The organism is Rania fehmarnensis, from assembly GCF_056494185.1.
Window position 1 is genome coordinate 4,122,072 of the sequence record NZ_CM151398.1, and the last position, 17,334, is coordinate 4,139,405.

12 protein-coding genes, 1 tRNA gene and 1 pseudogene are annotated in these 17,334 nt (G+C 54.8%); 13 read left to right on the top strand and 1 reads right to left on the bottom strand.

The genetic code is table 11. The features are described from left to right. Positions 1-19 precede the first annotated feature (19 nt). The 6 genes and pseudogenes from SH573x_RS13760 to SH573x_RS13785 form a co-directional block, all read left to right on the top strand. The gene (locus tag SH573x_RS13760; RefSeq protein WP_479355920.1) at positions 20-1,042 is read left to right on the top strand and encodes a hypothetical protein; all 1,023 of its coding nucleotides are present in this window, start codon (positions 20-22) and stop codon (positions 1,040-1,042) included. A 563-nt stretch (positions 1,043-1,605) separates the two neighbouring features. Further along, positions 1,606-1,690: transfer RNA gene (locus tag SH573x_RS13765), tRNA-Leu, on the top strand. Between the two features lie 160 nt (positions 1,691-1,850). Further along, entirely contained in the window at positions 1,851-2,978 is a 1,128-nt protein-coding gene (locus tag SH573x_RS13770) for a lactonase family protein (protein ID WP_479355921.1), read from the top strand. Positions 2,979-4,292: 1,314 nt separating this feature from the next. Beyond that, positions 4,293-5,384 carry a DUF1559 family PulG-like putative transporter gene (locus SH573x_RS13775; RefSeq protein WP_479355923.1) on the top strand — a complete coding sequence of 364 codons (1,092 nt, stop codon included), beginning with the start codon at positions 4,293-4,295 and terminating at the stop codon, positions 5,382-5,384. 3 nt (positions 5,385-5,387) lie between these two features. Further along, a complete protein-coding gene (locus SH573x_RS13780; RefSeq protein ID WP_479355925.1) occupies positions 5,388-6,761 on the top strand; it encodes a PepSY-associated TM helix domain-containing protein in 1,374 nt (457 codons plus the stop codon). 684 nt (positions 6,762-7,445) lie between these two features. Further along, positions 7,446-7,514 (top strand): annotated as a pseudogene (locus SH573x_RS13785) (DUF2805 domain-containing protein); the annotation flags it as partial. Positions 7,515-7,527: 13 nt separating this feature from the next. Here the strand turns inward: SH573x_RS13785 and SH573x_RS13790 are convergent. Further along, entirely contained in the window at positions 7,528-8,046 is a 519-nt protein-coding gene (locus SH573x_RS13790; RefSeq protein ID WP_479355927.1) for a 3'-5' exonuclease, read from the bottom strand. 181 nt (positions 8,047-8,227) lie between these two features. On the opposite strand from SH573x_RS13790, the gene SH573x_RS13795 reads away from it, so the two are divergent. The 7 genes from SH573x_RS13795 to SH573x_RS13825 all read left to right on the top strand — a co-directional run bounded on the left by SH573x_RS13795 (position 8,228) and on the right by SH573x_RS13825 (position 17,046). After that, a complete protein-coding gene (locus SH573x_RS13795) occupies positions 8,228-8,980 on the top strand; it encodes a phytanoyl-CoA dioxygenase family protein (protein WP_479355928.1) in 753 nt (250 codons plus the stop codon). A gap of 175 nt (positions 8,981-9,155) precedes the next feature. Continuing rightward, on the top strand, positions 9,156-10,094 hold the full coding sequence (locus SH573x_RS13800) for a hypothetical protein (protein WP_479355929.1): 939 nt from the start codon (positions 9,156-9,158) through the stop codon (positions 10,092-10,094). 94 nt (positions 10,095-10,188) lie between these two features. Then, positions 10,189-10,569, top strand: a complete 381-nt coding sequence (locus SH573x_RS13805; protein WP_479355931.1) for a hypothetical protein — start codon at positions 10,189-10,191, stop codon at positions 10,567-10,569. 240 nt (positions 10,570-10,809) lie between these two features. After that, positions 10,810-11,457: a PAQR family membrane homeostasis protein TrhA gene (gene trhA / locus SH573x_RS13810; RefSeq protein ID WP_479355933.1), complete on the top strand. Its 648-nt coding sequence runs from the start codon at positions 10,810-10,812 to the stop codon at positions 11,455-11,457. A gap of 64 nt (positions 11,458-11,521) precedes the next feature. Then, complete coding sequence (locus SH573x_RS13815) at positions 11,522-12,412, top strand: M28 family peptidase (protein ID WP_479355935.1); 891 nt, start codon at positions 11,522-11,524, stop codon at positions 12,410-12,412. 236 nt (positions 12,413-12,648) lie between these two features. Beyond that, positions 12,649-15,609 carry a DUF1553 domain-containing protein gene (locus SH573x_RS13820; protein ID WP_479355937.1) on the top strand — a complete coding sequence of 987 codons (2,961 nt, stop codon included), beginning with the start codon at positions 12,649-12,651 and terminating at the stop codon, positions 15,607-15,609. A 15-nt stretch (positions 15,610-15,624) separates the two neighbouring features. Continuing rightward, entirely contained in the window at positions 15,625-17,046 is a 1,422-nt protein-coding gene (locus SH573x_RS13825) for a DUF1501 domain-containing protein (protein ID WP_479355939.1), read from the top strand. The last annotated feature ends 288 nt before the right edge of the window (positions 17,047-17,334 follow it).

Below are 17,334 nucleotides of genomic sequence, written 5' to 3' on the forward strand. Positions count from 1 at the left end.
TACGGAGGATGTAGTATCCATGGCGACTGGAGTGCATGGTGTACGGGAGATCCTCGACTCGCCTGAGTGGCAGACAGATCTAGAGGTTTCTCCTGTTCAGTTGGAGAAGCTTCGCAAAATGTTCGCAGATAGAGATTTGATGAATTGTTTGCCGGGAGTCGATGGCTACACCGCCATTCATCCTCGGCTGGCCCATGATACTGCTGCAGTGCGACAGGCAGACAAAATCTACAAGGAGGTCTTTTCAAAGATACTTGAAGCCGACCAGCTTGAGCAGCGGCGAATCCGTTATCTCAAGTCTCGCTTTGCCCATCCGTTGGACATCTTCTACTCCGATCTGTTCAGGCAAATTGGATTGTCACCTGACGAATACGAAAAGCTTGAGCCCGAATGGCACACCCAGATTTCGGCCGCGTCAGATCGAGTCGATGAAGTTCGCAGGAAGTATATAGCGAAACTGCTTGAGGTGTCGCCCGAATTCAAGGACCGTTTTGTTGAGTGTTTTGGTGAAACGCTTTTGCCAAAGTCAATGAAGAAAGATGCCAAGGTCTCTTTGAATTCGATCGGTGTTGTTGATGCTGATCGCGCCGAGCTTATTATGAACTCGGCCATTCTACTGGTACTGACAGAGCCCAAGCCGATCACTCAGGCTCAGCGCACGGAGTTGATTAGTTTGAGTAGAGAAATGCGGCAGCGTGCAGCCAAAGATCGTGCATTCAATACCGCGAAGATGGCGATGGATGGCGTCAACCGTATTCTCGACGAATCCCAGAGAATCGCAATCATTGAAGCCAGTCACCTGCATGCATTGCGAACCGACCTCACAATTTTAACCTCTGCAAGAGTTTATGCTTACTTGCAAGTAAAAGAAGAACAGTCCGAAGCGTTTATGAAGGTCTGTGAGGCTGGCTATAAGGAAGTGCAGCTTGAACGGATGCGGAATGAGAAAGAGTGCTTAGCCGTGATTAAACGTGGTCTGCCGCAAGAATCACGGCAACTACTGGATGATTTGCTTGCCGATGTTTGGTCCGACACGCTTTAAATATCGCTCGTGCCCAGGCCCGCCTGGGCACGCACTGCCTTGGAGGCTCCGCCTCCTGTGCTTCTAACGCGACGAGGCAGCTATGATGCTCAGGCAGTAGCCTGCGAGGCAATGGGTCAAGCTTGGCAAAAAGATGTCGGGGCAGAAAGTTGATACTTTACATATAAAGTAACTCTTTGTTGCGGCTCCGTTGTTTCCAACGCCACTGCCGATGCGCAGGCAGGAGCCTGCCAGGCAGTGGGTTACCAGGCAGAGCCTGGTAACCAGCGTGGCTTCGCGCTGCAAACTACTTTACATGTAAAGTAATGCTTTTCCTCTGCGATGCGGTGTCGGATTCTGCGTTATAGCGATCTAGGCAATCAGTCACCGGTCCACCGAGGCAAGCTCGTTGGTGCCGTCGGCACGGTCCGTTAGCGGACTTCGCGTTGCATGCGCAAGCCCATCGGGTATGATAGCGGCTCATGGAATTACGCTCGGCAGGCAACTGGACCCATTTTGGACCCACAACCTGCAAAACAATGACCCTCTTTAGCGGTCCTAAGTGGCGTGATTTCAAGTAGTTAGGCCAAGTGGTGGAATGGCAGACACACAGGACTTAAAATCCTGTGCTCCGTAAGGGGCGTGCGGGTTCGATCCCCGCCTTGGCTACTTGTTTTTCTTGAGAGCTGCCCGCGTTTTTGTCGGAAAATGCATTTTTCTGGCCGCTCGATGGGCGCGTCGGTAAACGCTCAGCTCGCTACACTGACGTGTGTTCCTGGCTTGACCTGCCGGGTTTCGGGTGACCGACAGTTATATGAGAGAAATTCACATGCGGATTCAATTGAGCGTCCCAGGGCTGCGTTTGACGTTTTTGGTCGGGGCGATAGTGGCGGCTGCGGCTAGTTGGCAATCGGCGGCCGAGGCGCAAGATAAGTTACGCGTTTATCTGGGGACTTATACCGATCAACAGAGCAAAGGCATTTATCAGTGCGAACTGAATCTCGCTGATGGGTCGCTCTCCGAAGTGTCGCTGGTCGCGGAAACCAGCAGCCCGTCGTTCTTGGCTTTCCATCCGAACAAAAAATTCCTGTACGCAGTAAACGAGAACAAGGCCCAAGTCAGCGCCTTCGCCATCGAGGAGCCGTCCGGCAAGCTGAAGCTGCTCAACTCGCAGTCAACTCAAGGCGATGCGCCTTGCCACCTAGTGGTCGATAAGACCGGGGGAAGTGTGCTGATCGCTAACTACACCGGTGGCAGTTGCATCTCGATACCGCTGGAAGCCGACGGGCGACTTAGTTCCAAGTCGTTTTTGCAACAGCACCAAGGCCCCAAGAAAAATGGCCACTCCATTCATTTGGATCAAGCCAACAAGTACGCTTTGTGCTGTGACCTCGGGCTTGACCAAGTCATCATCTATGCCTTCGATGCATCGACCGGAGCGCTCAAACCGCATAGCGTTATGAACACGCCCAAAGGCACTGGGCCTCGCCATTTCGCCTGGTCACCCGATGGTCGTCGCGCTTATGTGAACGGCGAAGCGAATATGACCGTGCTCGCCTGCGACTACGACGCTGACAAAGGTACGTTGATTCAGAAACAAGTACTGTCGACGCTGCCCAGCGATGTGACGGCCAGCGGTGGCAGCACGGCTGAAACCGTCGTGCATCCCTCGGGCAAGTTCGTGTATGTCTCCAATCGCGATCCCTACAATTCGATCGCGATCTTCAAAGTCGATCAGACCAACGGGCAACTGACCGCTGCAGGCCATCAGGGCTCGGGCATTAAAACACCGCGTAATTTCGCGATCGAGCCCAGCGGCAAATACATGTTAGTCGCCAATCAATCAGGCGGCGATGTCTTGGTCTTGGCCATCGATCCCACCAACGGCGCTCTGAAGCCAACCGGCAAGAGTACCAAGATCGCCAACGCAGTCTGCGTGCGGTTCTTTGTGAAGTAGCTAAACGGGAGGACCTTCGCCCTCCCCGTGCTGAGCGGCCCTGGAGAGCCGCTCTACGTGCGGTGTTTGGCTCAGGTGGACCTTCGCCCTCCCTCGTGCTGAGCGGCCCTGGAGAGCCGCTCTACGACGATGAGGCTTGCTAAACTCATTTGGATTGTTAGATTAATAAGCGTGGAGAGCGGGCTCGAGCGATCGATGGTCGAGAACCGTAGTTAGTCATTCGTTGTTTGCAATATCCTTACGAACTCGTTTCGGATTCCGTTGCCGCAAAGTTCTAACCTTTGTGGTGCTCGTGTGCTTCTGCGCGGCCAGCGTGCCCATCCCTGTAGCGCGAATTGACGTCTCACCCGAAGAAGATCAAGCCTTTCCGTGCCAGAATTCACCGTGCGGATGCAAGTCGGCTCATCAGTGTTGGACCACTTGCTGTTGCCATTCACCCGCTAAACGAGTGGCCTGGGCTAAGAAGAATGGCGTTACGCCTCCTGCCTATGCGGTGCTAATTGAAAGCAAACCGACTAGCCAAGTGAAGAAGAGTTGCTGTCAACAAAAAGTTGGGGGCGCCGGCCAAGCCAAGTGCAAGGATCAAGTTGCCCAAACGAAAAGTAAAACCAAGCTCGTATTGAGTTGGTGTGCTTTGCAGTGTCAAGGTAAGAGCTCGGAATTTACACTCTTGCCGTGGACCATTCTTGTTCGAACGCATTCTCAAACTCTGTATGAATGCGACCGCGGGGCTGTGATCAGTCTCGCGCAGCCGACCACTGCGTCGGTTTTCTATGAGCCAGCGATTCCGCCACCCAAGTTAGTCGAAGCTCGCAGCTGTTGAGTCGTCAGCCGGGGAACGGCGTTCCATAGCTGTTCCACGCAGATCTGGGCGTTGGCCTAGTAATGCGTGAGCGGCCCTGGAGAGCCGCTCTACGGGGGCCAGCGTTACAGGTTGGCGACTTGCCGGGTGCGTGAGCGGCCCTGGAGAGCCGCTCTACAAAACGACTTGCCGGGTGCTGAGCGGCCCTGGAGAGCCGCTCTACGGGGGCCAGCGTTACAGGTTGACGACTTGCCGGGTGCGTGAGCGGCCTTGGAGAGCCGCTCTATAAAACGACTTGCCGGGTGCTGAGCGGCTGGGGACAGCCGCTCTACGAAACGGACATCTGCTGTATATGCGCGGTTTGAGATGGTGGGCTTGCTCGATGCAAGAGCCCGCTCTCCACAAGTTGGGCTGTGTCGTGGCAAGCTCGCCGTCTTGGACCGCGTACTTTACTGTTACTCAAACCAATTGAACCTCAAAACGAGAGGTTCGCTTTCCTATAAAGAAATGAAATGAAACGTTGTAATACTCGTACTGCCTTTACGCTCGTGGAATTGTTGGTGGTGATTGCCATAATTGGTATTCTGGTTGGGTTGTTGTTGCCGGCGGTGCAAGCGGCACGCGAGGCAGCGCGGCGCATGCAGTGCAGCAACAACATTAAACAACTCAGCCTGGCCATGCTGAACTACGAATCGGCGCATCGCAAGTTTCCAATGGCTGGTACTGTCGATGCGGACTTTTCGATTCAAGCGCGATTGTTACCCTACGTCGAGCAAGCGAACTTGAACAATCTGTTGGACTACTCGCAAGTCGCTTTCACTGGGCCTTTCAATGCGAAAGTCCCGAATCCGAATTTTGCCGCGGCCTTTGCTAACCCGTTGCCCCTGTTTCTCTGTCCCAGCGATCCGGCGCCCAGCGTCTCGCGCGTGGTGGTGGGTGGTACGACCTACTCCTACGGCGGACTGAATTACATGATCAGCTATGGCAGTGGTAAAGGAGTCAACTATGACTTGCGCTGGCGCACCGATGGAATTGTCTACCAACGTTCCAAAGCTGGATTCAACGACATCATCGATGGCAGTTCCAATACGGTCATCATCAGTGAATCTGTTCGCAGTGTGGGCGACGACATGGCGCTGCCGGCAGGTACATTGCCCAAGTTCCCGTATCAATACACGTTAAACGGTTCGGGTGGAGTCAATTCTGGTTTGAATACGGTTCAAGGTTTGAAAGCCACGGGTTCTGGATGGAGTTCGTATGTGGATGGCAACGGCATGATATTCAATCCGCAAATCGAAACGTTTTGGAATACGTTTACGGTGTGGCGCGGCGGTACAAGTACCGCTTTGCGTGGCCGCGGTATATCGTGGGCCTTTGGCGGCGCGATCAATTCATTGACCAATGGTTATCAAACTCCCAACAATCGCGTGCCTGACCTGGTCGTACACTTCACGGGTTACTTTGGACCGCGGAGTTATCACACCGGCGGAGCGAACGTGGGACTGGCCGACGGTTCGGTACACTTTATCTCTGATGGCATCGATGCCAACGTTCATCGCGCTCTGCATAGCTGCAATGGCGGCGAGGTGGTCGGGGAGTTTTAAGTGATGACTGACAATCCACGACGCTGGCCAGATTATCGTGCGATCTGGCGCTGGCACTTCTACGCCAGTCTGTTCTGCATGCCGTTTGTGATCGTGCTGTCGATTACCGGCGCGATCTACTTGTTCAAACCTCAGTTGGACAAGTGGGCGGATAGCCAGTACGACAACTTGAGTGTCCAAGGCGAAGCACAACTGGTCTCAGCGCAAGTCCAAGCGGCTTGCGCGGCCTTTCCGGCAGCAGTGCCGACGGCTTACGAGTTACCCACCAACTCCCAAGACGCGGCGCGTGTCATCTTGCAAGTCGACGGCCAGGCGCGGCGTGTCTTCGTGCACCCAGTTTCGCTCGAGGTGCTCGGCTCCAGGCCTGACGATGGCGGATTCGTGCGACAAGTGCGCAGTTTTCATGGCCAACTAGGAATGGGCGAGCGCGGTTCGAACCTGGTCGAACTGGCTGCGTCATGGACAATCATCATGGTCGTAACCGGGCTGTGCTTGTGGTGGCCAAGACAAGCGGAAAAACTGGCTGGCGTTGTCTATCCTCGGCTGCGCAAAGGCTCGAAGGTGCTGCTGCGCGATCTGCATAGTGTGACAGGCGTGTGGATATCGCTGCTGGTCTTGTTCCTGCTCGCTACTGGTTTGCCCTGGGCCAAGTTCTGGGGCAACTACTTTCGCTCGGCCCGCGAATTGGTCGGCGTTACGGCCGGATCAACCGATTGGACTATCGGTGGCGTGATGAAGTCGGACGGCGGACATGAAGGTCACGGCGCGGCCAGCAAGGCAGCTACGAGCAAAGCGCGTCAAGGTGGACGCAGGCAGCGCGAAGTCGAAATGCCCAGCGACCTAACGTGCTTCGATCGCCTGGCAGCAGCGGTCGCACCCATGCGACTGGCTTATCCAGCGACTATCGAACCGCCAACCAAGGGAGGTCGTGAGTGGATCGTTAAGTCTGACGCTCAGAATAGACCACTCCGCGTCACCATGAAGCTAGACGGGCAAACCGGCGAGGTGCTGTCGCGCGAGGACTTTGCCAGTAAACCTTGGTTGGACAAAGCAGTCAGCCTGGGCATCGCCGCGCATGAAGGGCAGCTGTTTGGTTGGCTGAATCAGTTGTTGGGTCTGATCGCAGCTCTTGGACTGGTACTGCTGAGCGTCAGTGGTTACATCATGTGGTGGCGACGGCGCACGCCTGGGAAACTTGGCGCGCCCATACCGCTAGCTCACGTGGGTTGGTCTTGGGTGTTGGTCGCTTGGGTTGCGCTCCTAGCCATCTACCTGCCACTATTCGCTGCCTCGCTGATAGTCGTATGGCTGCTGGAACAAATGCTGCTCAAACGCATTCACTGGACGCGCGAGTTCTTAGGCCTGCGGCCCGCATAATTCGATCGTAGCGAAACCGTTAAGGCTTTCGGCATTTGAATGTTCGTGATGCCCGAAGTGCTTGACGCATTCCCACGTAGCCGAGTCTCTCCGAGACTCGCCTACCTATACGTAACTACGCTCTGAAACCAGCTGTTACGCTGATCAGCGTCTCGGAGAGACGCTGCTACGTGGTCACGTAGGCGAGTCTCTCCGAGACTCGCCTACCTATATGTAACTACGTTCTGAAACCAGCTGTTACGCTAGTCAGCGTCTCGGAGAGACGCTGCTACGTGGTCACGTAGGCGAGTCTCTCCGAGACTCGCATACCTATATGTAACTACGTTCTGACACCAGCTGTTACGCTGATCAGCGTCTCGGAGAGACGCTGCTACGTGGTCACGTAGGCGAGTCTCTCCGAGACTCGCATACCTATACGTGACTACGTTCTGACACCAGCTGTTACGCTAGTCAGCGTCTCGGAGAGACGCTGCTACGTGGTCACGTAGGCGAGTCTCTCCGAGACTCGCATACCTATACGTGACTTCGTTCTGACACCAGCTGTTACGCTGATCAGCGTCTCGGAGAGACGCTGCTACGTGGTCACGTATGCGAGTCTCTCCGAGACTCGCATACCTATATGTAACTACGTTCTGAAACCAGCTGTTACGCTAGTCAGCGTCTCGGAGAGACGCTGCTACGTGGGAGGACCGAACAACCTTTGACGCCATCCGCAGCCAGTATGGTCTGAGCCCGGGACAGGTCGCGACTTAGGCAACAGAGACCTTCAGAAGCGGATCTTCAAGCCCATTTCACGTTTCATATGCAGCAGGGCTTCCGCGTTACCCTTGGCGTCGTCGACAGGGTGATGCGTGTGGGCTGTCTTGCGCAGGTGTTTCCATTGAGCCTGGGCATCGCTGGTTAGACCGCAATACAAATCGCCAATTCGTCTGGAGGAGTAACCAAACGGATTGCTCCCGATAAAGTGGTGAAAGTACCAGCATATAAACATCCAGTCAAAGCCGTTATTGTCGCTGACAAAAATTGGCCGACCTTTCGATTGCACGGCGATCCAGTCGGCGAAATCTCGCATGACCTGTCGCGGATCTGGAAATGCATACGTCTCCTCGCGCGAAAAACCTGAAATGGCTAACGCCTCTGGATTAAACCGCTCGGAAATGGGTTTCAGTTGGCCGTAGAAGGTTTTATCCAGTTGGTCATCCACCACGACAGCTCCAAAGCATATCATGGAGTAGTCACCTGGAATCGGCCCGTCGGCTTCTATGTCTACAACAATGTAACTCATACGTGTACGACGCCCTTTGAAGTAGGTGAGGTTCACCGGTATCTTTATACTGTGAGAGTTCAGCGAAATGGGGCAGGTCCAACTTTTGTGGCCTAAGCGGGGCTAAGCACATGAAGGTGTCGCTATGTTTGGCGCGAAAGGGCTGAATGGATATGTGCGGTAAATTGTCAGGGATCAAGCCATGCTGACTCAATGGAATCTGGAACGCGATGGTTTCTGCATGCTGCCTCGGGCAGTAGATACGCTGGCTGTGCAGCGCATGTTGAGCGTTTTCGAGGGGGCTTTTGATGCAGAGTCGCCGGCGGTCAGGGCTCGATCGAGTCGCGGCCATGTTTACGCAGCCAGGAACTTGATCGATTCGGTTCCGGAAGTTACCACAGTTTGGCAAACCGAACGGCTGCTGACATTTTTGCGTAACCAACTGGGTGACGACTTTGGCTTGGTCCGAGCTTTGTTCTTTGATAAACCACCAGAACGCACTTGGAATCTTCCGTGGCATAAAGACACTTCGATCGCAGTTAGACACCACGCGACCAAATCCACAAAGCTCTCAAGACCTACAATCAAAGCGGGCGTGCCGCATGTGATTGCGAGTGATGAAGTGTTGCGATCCATGCTGACGTTGCGAATTCACTTGGACGAAGTGACCGATGAAAATGGACCGCTGCGCGTTGTTCCTGGCTCACACGTCTCCAGCGAAAGTAACGGTGTGAGCGCCGATCACGCAGTAGTTATCCATGCGCAAGTCGGTGATGTCTTGGCCATGCGACCATTGATTAGCCACGCTAGTGGATCCTCTCACGCTGGTACCTTTCGGCATCGACGCATTTTGCATTTGGAGTTTGCGGCGGCCAAGCCGCTGCCGGACAATTACCAGTGGCACGACTTTGTTCGGCCGGGGCCAGGTGTTGAGCTGACTGTTCAGAGGGGTTAAAAGATACTCGCATGAACTAACGAAGTGCGAAGGGTTAAGTACTACTCCTACTCGATGAACCTACGAGTAGGAGTAGGAGTAGGAGTAGGAGTAGGAGTAGGAGTAGGAGTAGGAGTAGGAGTAGGAGTAGGAACGCCCGGGCCATTCTTTGCCATTGGATCGAGAGACCCACAACATGGATATTCGAACGCTCCTCAAGCAAACTGCGGACTTTGGTTATAGTGCCATGTCAAGCGGTTGGAGCCTTACAGGCGTAGGTGTAGGTTATGTCACCAACATGGTCGGCACCCTGAATGTCTTTGGTTCCACATCCATCGCCGACAAGGAACAAAGTTTCGACGAGCGTCACTATTTCTTGATTCCAGATAAACGCAGCCCAGATGCGTATGCCCTGGCCATTCATCGCTGCCTGCCCGAAGGTGTGCCGCCCATCAATGAACTTCGCAAACGCCGCGTGCTTCATCTGCCACATCCGGATTCGGAAGCCATGCTGCGCAGTCTTTTGATAAAGCAGACGCAGGCTGAGGAGTTGGCTAAACCAACTGACAAAAAGACAATGGCCGATCGAACGCGCGAGATCGCTGACTATATCGATGTGCTGGATGATCGAGTGTTTGGGGGAGTACTGCTGATCGGAGGCCTGGTGGCCATTTTCAATCCATTGGCTGGAGCAGTAATTGCAGCCAAGTCGCTCATCCCGTCGTTAGGTATGTTTGCATCGAAGTACGGTTTGCGCATAGCCGAAGAGTCGCTCACGCATGCTGAGATGCAACGCCGAGCCAAGCAGGCGGAGAATGAAGTTCTCACGCAGTTCAAAGGGTCCAAGGCAGAAAGCTTTACCAACCCAGTCTTGGGAATTTTGGATCGAGCACTCAGAACTGATGAAGATCAATACGATCCGATGTTGGAACTACACAGCTACATGCAATCAGAATTGTCAGCCGACCACCGGCATTGGTTGACGTTGACCAGCGGTGCGATCTTGGATGTTTATGAAGAGGCCACTAAGTCGGCCCGAGCATCATCGGCTGCGGGACTCGGAACCGAGGACCTGCGGTTTCTTGACCTGCTTAGGACGATAGCTAACAGGAACATAGGAACCGTAAAAAAATAAAGGTCCAGTCTAATCGCATCAGGGGGAATGAGTTCTTGATGTTGAAATTGTTCGTTACTGTCAGTCCGGACATTTATTTTCTTGCGGTTCCTAAGTGATACGACTAGCCGCCCAATACTTCGCGATTCTCTTTGGAACAGGGTTCATTCTCGGCATGATGCGTGTCGGGCTACTCGTGCCGAGAATTGGAGCTCGCTATGCCGAACTACTAGAGTTGCCGATCATGCTCGTGGTGGTCTTTATAGTCGGCCGCTGGATTTCTAGGCAGTCAAGTAGTGCTCGGCACGCTCTGGGTGTTGGGTTGCTAGGGCTGGCGATGCTCTTGAGTGTTGAGGTCGGGTTGGCTGCCATCTTGTTTCAGAAGATGCCAGCTGAAGCCTTGCTGGATAAGGACCCGGTATCGGGGACGGCATATTATGTGGCACTTTTAATCTTTGCGCTAATGCCCTGGCTGACATTTCGGCCCCCACAGTGATAACTCGCGTGAGCCGTTTGGTTTCAGAAAGCATGCGATTGCGGATATTGTTGAAATCAGGGTGGCCACCTATCCCATTGTGCATCTAACTGGAGCGGGTAGGCTATCGAATGTAGGAAGATGTGAGATTTGGCCACCCGTACGAGCGTTGCCCTTTAAGCGGGCAACGCAATAAGGTGGGTGCTGAACTGGTTAGGAAATTCATAGCTGCGATGGAACGATTTACCCACTGAGGAATGCATGGCGATACGCTGGACGGCGGAGAATGCCGCACAGGAGAAAATTAATGCCTGGACCCACGGTTTAGGATTTGTAGCCAGTCTGCCGGCTGGAGTAGCGATCACGATGGTGGCCGCCAAATATCATGCGTCGATGTTTTACGCCTGCTTGGTATATAGCGTCACGCTGGCCGCGATGTATCTGTTTTCGACGCTGTCGCACGCAGTGAGAGTTCCCGAGTGGCGGCACCGCGCGCGGGCTATGGACCAGGGAGCCGTCTACCTGCTGATTGCCGGAACGTTCACACCATTCATCTGGGCCTATATGGAGGACTGGCAACGTAGCGCTTTGCTGCTGCTGGTCTGGGGTACAGCGGGGCTGGGATTTTACTCGAAAGTTTTCGCTGGCCACCGGCTAGATAACATGACCTCGATAACCTACGTGCTGCTGGGCTGGATCCCCGCGCTGCTGTTGATGAACAAAGTGACGCTGGTCTGCTTCGGCTCCATGGCTCTGGGCGGAGTAGTCTACACTTTAGGAACGTTGTTCCTGCACAGCGATCACCGACGTTGGTACTTCCACCCGGTATGGCATCTCATGGTGATCCTCGCCAGCGCCTGTCACTACACTGCGATCATCATGTTCCCGATACTAAAATTGGATCAATAGACTCTTAGCTCTTACGTCCACCGCTTGGCAGCGGTGGCTACATGAGGCCCGCCCAGACTTGCTGATGACACCTGACAAACATCAAATCGAAGCCAATTTGCGACTGCATGTCGATCGCTTGGCGGGGTTGATCGGTCCTCGGTACCTCGGCAAGCCTAAGACGATCGAAGCGACCATTGGATACATCGAAGGCCAGTGGGCCGCGATGAGCTACCACAACTCGCGCGAGTGTTACGAAGCCCTGGACGACCGGGCGACCAATTTGATTGTTGAGCAAGCTGGTACCAGGCGAGCCGACGAAATCATCTTGCTGGGAGCTCACTACGATACGGTGTTTTCTACCCCGGGTGCCGACGACAATGCATCGGCGGTAGCCGTGTTGCTGGAAGTCGGTCGCTTGCTACAAGAGTTTCACGGCAAGCGAACGATTCGCTATGTCGCCTTCGCCTGCGAAGAGCCGCCCTACTTCAACTTGAACTCCATGGGCAGCCAACATCACGCACGGCAATCGCGAATGCGAGGCGACAAGATCCTGGGAATGCTGTGCTTGGAGATGGTCGGCTACTACACCAGTGCTGATAATTCGCAAGCCGTACCGCCGTTGATTCCAAAATGGATGCATCGTTTCTTTCCCAAGCGAGGTGATTTTCTGGCGGCCGTGGGCAACCTGGCTTCATGGAAACTCTGTTGGCGATTCCGACGAGGATTCAAGCGCGGCGCTCGAGCAATGCCGCTATTCTCGATCTGCTTGCCCGAGCGCATCAACGATATTCGACTGAGTGATAACAGCTCGTTCTGGGATCAAGGTTATCCCGCGTTGATGCTGACCGATACCAGCTTCCTCAGAAACCCCAACTACCACCGAGCCAGCGACACTCCAGACACGTTGAACTACCAACGCATGACTGAAGTTACAATTGGCGTGGCGTCAGCTGTGCGATACTTGGCGAGCTAAGTGCTTTATCCCAAGTGCGATTGGTTTGGCAGCTCCCAATTTGAAACGCAGAGTCCGCGGAGTCCGTAGGCTTTCAAGTCCTCATCCGATGGTCTTCTCTGCGATCCTCTGCGTCTCAGCGTTTTAAGCATGGAGCCGTTCAATCAGCAGTCAACACCGCTGCCACTTCAAGCTACAATAGCTGCTGGCCCAGGCGTGGCAGAGTGCCGAAGTGATTTGCATAGCGGAGGAGCATAGTGACTCATCGATGGATAATCCTGACATTAGCTTTACTCTTATCCTTTCGCGAGGTGGCATTTTCGCAGGACAGTTCGGAGCGAGTCACCGACGGCTTGACCGTACTCTACCTGTTTGATCGCCCGGCAGATGAAATCTTACGAGATAGATCTGGAGTAGGTGAGCCACTAAATCTGCGCATTGCCAGGCAGGCGGGTGTTAAGTGGCGCGATGATCGACTGGACGTGAGTTCCGCTAGTCGTATCACATCCGACGGGCCAGCCAAGAAAGTTATCGCGGCTTCTAAAGCATCCAATGCGCTGACCGTAGAAGTTTGGCTCAAGCCGAGTGACATCCAGCAGAAGGGCCCGGCTCGCATCGTTACGCTCTCAGCGGATGCGAATCAGCGAAACTGGACTCTCGGCCAAGATGGTTCGCGTTTCGAACTGCGTTTGCGAACGACAGCCACCAGTACCAATGGCATGCCGTCGTTAGCGTCCACAGAAAGCGTGGTTAACACTGAACTCACGCATGTGCTCTGCTCGCGCGATCCCTCCGGTATGACGCGGATGTATGTAAATGCCCAAGAGGTCGGTGCGCACACGGTGGCAGGCGATCTGTCCAACTGGAGTGATGAATTTCAATTGTCATTGGCCAACGAATGGACGGGTGATCGTCCGTGGCATGGCCAGCTGCATTTGGTCGGCATCTATGACCGCGCGTTAACGGCCCAGGAAGTCGCACGCAACTTTGCGGCAGGCATTCCCGCGCGGGTTGATTACGCCGCCCTGTTGCCGAAGCCCGTCGACCGAGAGGTGGACTTTATTAAAGACGTGCAACCACTGCTACGCCAGCGCTGCTTTGAGTGTCATGCGGAAGGCAATGAAGAAGGTGGATTGAATCTCGGCATTAAACGGCTGGCAATGGCAGGTGGCAAAAGTGGTCGGGCAATTGAGCCAGGCAACAGTGCAGCCAGTCGCCTAATTCACTTGGTATCCGCCATTCCTGAAACGGACATTATGCCTCCCGAGGGCAACGCCCTGACCGATGAACAAGTGGGCATTCTGCGTGCCTGGATCGATCAAGGTGCAAATTGGCCCAGCCATGCCGACGTACTGGATCCGCGCAGCGAGCAAGCCAAACAGCACTGGGCTTTTCAACCTCTGAGCGAGGTTGAGATACCGGTGACTAAGAACCAGGTGTGGGCCCGCACTCCGATCGACGCTTTCATTTTGTCATCTTTGGAATCGAATCAACTGCAACCCGCTCCTCCTGCCGCACTTCGAACACTCATTCGTCGCTTGTATTTCGATGTAATCGGTTTGCCGCCCTCGCCGGAAGAAGTCCAAGCGTTTGTCGACGCCGCGACTCGTGATTCGCAAGGCGCCCTCGAGGCCCTGGTCGATCGCCTACTAGATAGTCCGCGTCACGGCGAACGCTGGGGGCGACATTGGCTGGATGTCGCCCGTTATGCGGACAGCGATGGCCAGGAGACCGATCGCGATCGCCCGTTGGCGTATCACTATCGCGACTTTGTCATCCGCGCTTTTAACGACGACATGCCGTTCGATCAATTCGTTCGCTGGCAATTAGCTGGGAATGAATACGAACCCGACAATCCATCGGCTGTGGCAGCGACTGGCTTTCTGGCTGCCGGACCCTTTGCGGGTCTGCGCGACAATTTGTTAGAAGACGAGCGACTACGCAATCGGTACAACGAGTTGGACGATATTGTTTCGACCATCGGTACCGGCATGCTTGGTTTGACTCTGGGATGTGTCCGCTGTCATGATCACAAATACGACGCAATTCCTGCGCGCGACTACTATGGAATCTTAAGCGCGCTGCACAGCGGTGATCGCGGCGAAGTCACCGTGGGGTCGAGCGAGAAGGTGTATGCCTATCGCGATTTTGGTCCGCAACCCAAGCCGACTTGGCTGTTCCGTCGTGGCGACTTTTATGATCATGAGCAACCCGTGCCTCTGGGTTTTGTCTCGATCATGACCCGCCACAAGAACCCTGAAGATTACTGGGAACAGGCGCGCGAAAGCAGTCCCAACAAGTCGAGTACGCTGCAGCGCCGAGCGCTGGCGGAATGGATGACCGACATCGACCAAGGCGCCGGAGCGCTGGTGGCGCGAGTGATCGTTAATCGCCTGTGGCAACATCACTTCGGTCAAGCGATCGTTCACACCACTGGCGACTTTGGCGTGCGTTCTGATGCACCAACGCATCCAGAGTTATTGGAATGGCTGGCCAACGACTTGGTGCAGCACGGTTGGAAGTTGAAGCGCTTGCATCGCATGATACTGACCAGCGCTGCTTATCAGCAAGCAGGTATCGCACCTAGCCAGATCGACCCTGACAATCGCCTGCTATCGAGGATGAGACCGCAACGATTGGAAGCGGAAGTGCTGCGTGATGCCATGCTGGCTGTTAGTGGCACCATAAATCTGAAGGCCTATGGCCCAGGCTTCAAACCTCAGATCAGTGCCGAGGCCATTGTGGCTCGCAACACCAAAGATCCTTATCCTGGGAAGATCGAAGATTCTCCCGACGTGCGTCGCCGCTCGATCTATATGTTTCACAAACGAGTGGTGCCCTATCCGCTACTGCAAGCGTTTGACAAACCAGACGCACAACAAAGTTGCAATCGCCGCGACCCGACCACAGTCGCGCCGCAGGCTCTGGCATTGCTGAACGATCCCTTTGTGCGCTCCACCGCCCTGAGTTTCTCCGACCGGCTGATCGCCGAGGTAGGCATCGACGAGGATGCTTGGATCGAGCGTGGCTATAGATATGCGCTAGGCAGATCCGCCAGTGCTTCGGAGAAGAGCGTTTCACTCGCCTTTGTCCAAGAACAAATCAGCGCCCGCACAGCTCGGGCGCCCGAGGAATCGGCCGAAGAGATTCGTCGCCGCGCGTTAGCAGATCTATGCCAAACCTGGTTTGGTCTCAATGAATTCATCTATGTTGATTAAGTGAGATGCCAAGCGATGATCCCACCCAGCTCACATTGCGGTCGATACGAAGTAGCAGGCAATCGTCGACACTTCCTGCAGCGCGCCGGTGCAGGCTTTGGCGGACTGGCCTTGCTCGATTTACTGTCCCAGCAAGGCTTGCTGGCCGCCGACCCTGACGACAAAGCTCTGGTGCAACCGCAAGTTGTGCACTTTGCACCCAAAGCCAAATCGGTGATCTGGCTGTTCATGGAAGGCGCGCCCAGTGCTGTGGACACCTTTGACCCCAAGCCGGAATTAACCAAGCGCGACGGGCAGAATATTCAGATCAATGTCTTCAACGGCAGTCCTGGTCCGCTGATGAAGTCGCCATTTAAGTTCAAGCAGTACGGCGAGAGTGGGGCTTGGGTCTGCGATAAATATCCGCATGTCGCGAAACATGTCGACGACTTTGCTTTCATCAAATCTCTTTACAGCGATTCGAACGATCACGTTCCGGCCCTGTATCAAATCAACACCGGAATTGCCCGTCCAGGCTTTCCGTCGGCTGGAGCCTGGATCACCTACGCTCTGGGGAGTGAGAATCAGAATCTGCCTGGCTATGTTGTGCTCGGAAATAATCAAGGCATCAAAGGCGGTCCTTTGAATTGGCATGCGGGGTTCCTGCCATCCAGTTATCAAGGAACGCTCTTTAGGCCCGAGGGCAACCCGATCCTCAATCTGAGTCGCCCCAATGACGTCACGCGTGACGACCAGCGCCGGCAGCTTGATTTGCTCGCTCGGTTGAACGACGAACATATGCAAGCGCATCCTGGCGAAGCTGATTTGTTGGGACGTATCCAGTCCTTCGAGCTCGCGTACCGCATGCAAGCCGACGCGGTGAAGTTGATCGACTTTTCGGATGAGACGGAGCTGACGCGCCAGTCCTACGGGCTCGATCGTGCAGAAACGAAGTCCTACGGTTCGAAGTGTTTGCTCGCACGCCGGCTGGTCGAAAGCGGTGTGCGGTTTGTGCAAGTCTATAGCGATGGCGAATGGGATGCCCACAGCGACCTCACCGGCAATCATACGGGACACTGCCTGGCCACCGACGTACCCATCGATGGACTGTTGACCGACCTCAAGCAGCGTGGTCTGCTCGAATCTACGTTGGTGATTTGGGGTGGCGAATTCGGCCGCATGCCGGTCTCGCAAGGCAAAGATGGAAGAGACCACAACCCGCACGGCTTCATGGCCTGGATGGCAGGCGCTGGTGTCAAGGGTGGCACAAGCCATGGCGAGACCGATGAAATCGGTTACAAGGCAGTCGTCGATCCAGTCACCGTCCACGACTTGCATGCCACGATGCTGCATCTCTTGGGCTTGGATCACAAGCGCTTAACCTATCTGCACAACGGTCGTCGCTACCGCCTGACCGACGTGGCCGGTGAGGTGCTAACGAAACTGTTGACAGGCTGATACGGTATTGATGCGACGCGCCCGGTTCTCCCCTTCTCCCCCAATGTACTGAGATCGTACAGCTTTTAGTCGTGCCACTGCATGGCGTTTAGAGTTCTGGGTGGCACTGGCAATGCGCAGCATAGCCAGTGCTCAAAACGAAGCGATCGATATTCGGGCTGCAGTTGACCCGGGCTAATGAAACCGAAGTTTCAAAGCACCCTGAGAGGGCTCATTGGCCAACGAAAGAACCCGTCCCAGGCTGCACCCTGGCAGGCTGTATCCAAAACTTCGCTGCCACTGGACCAG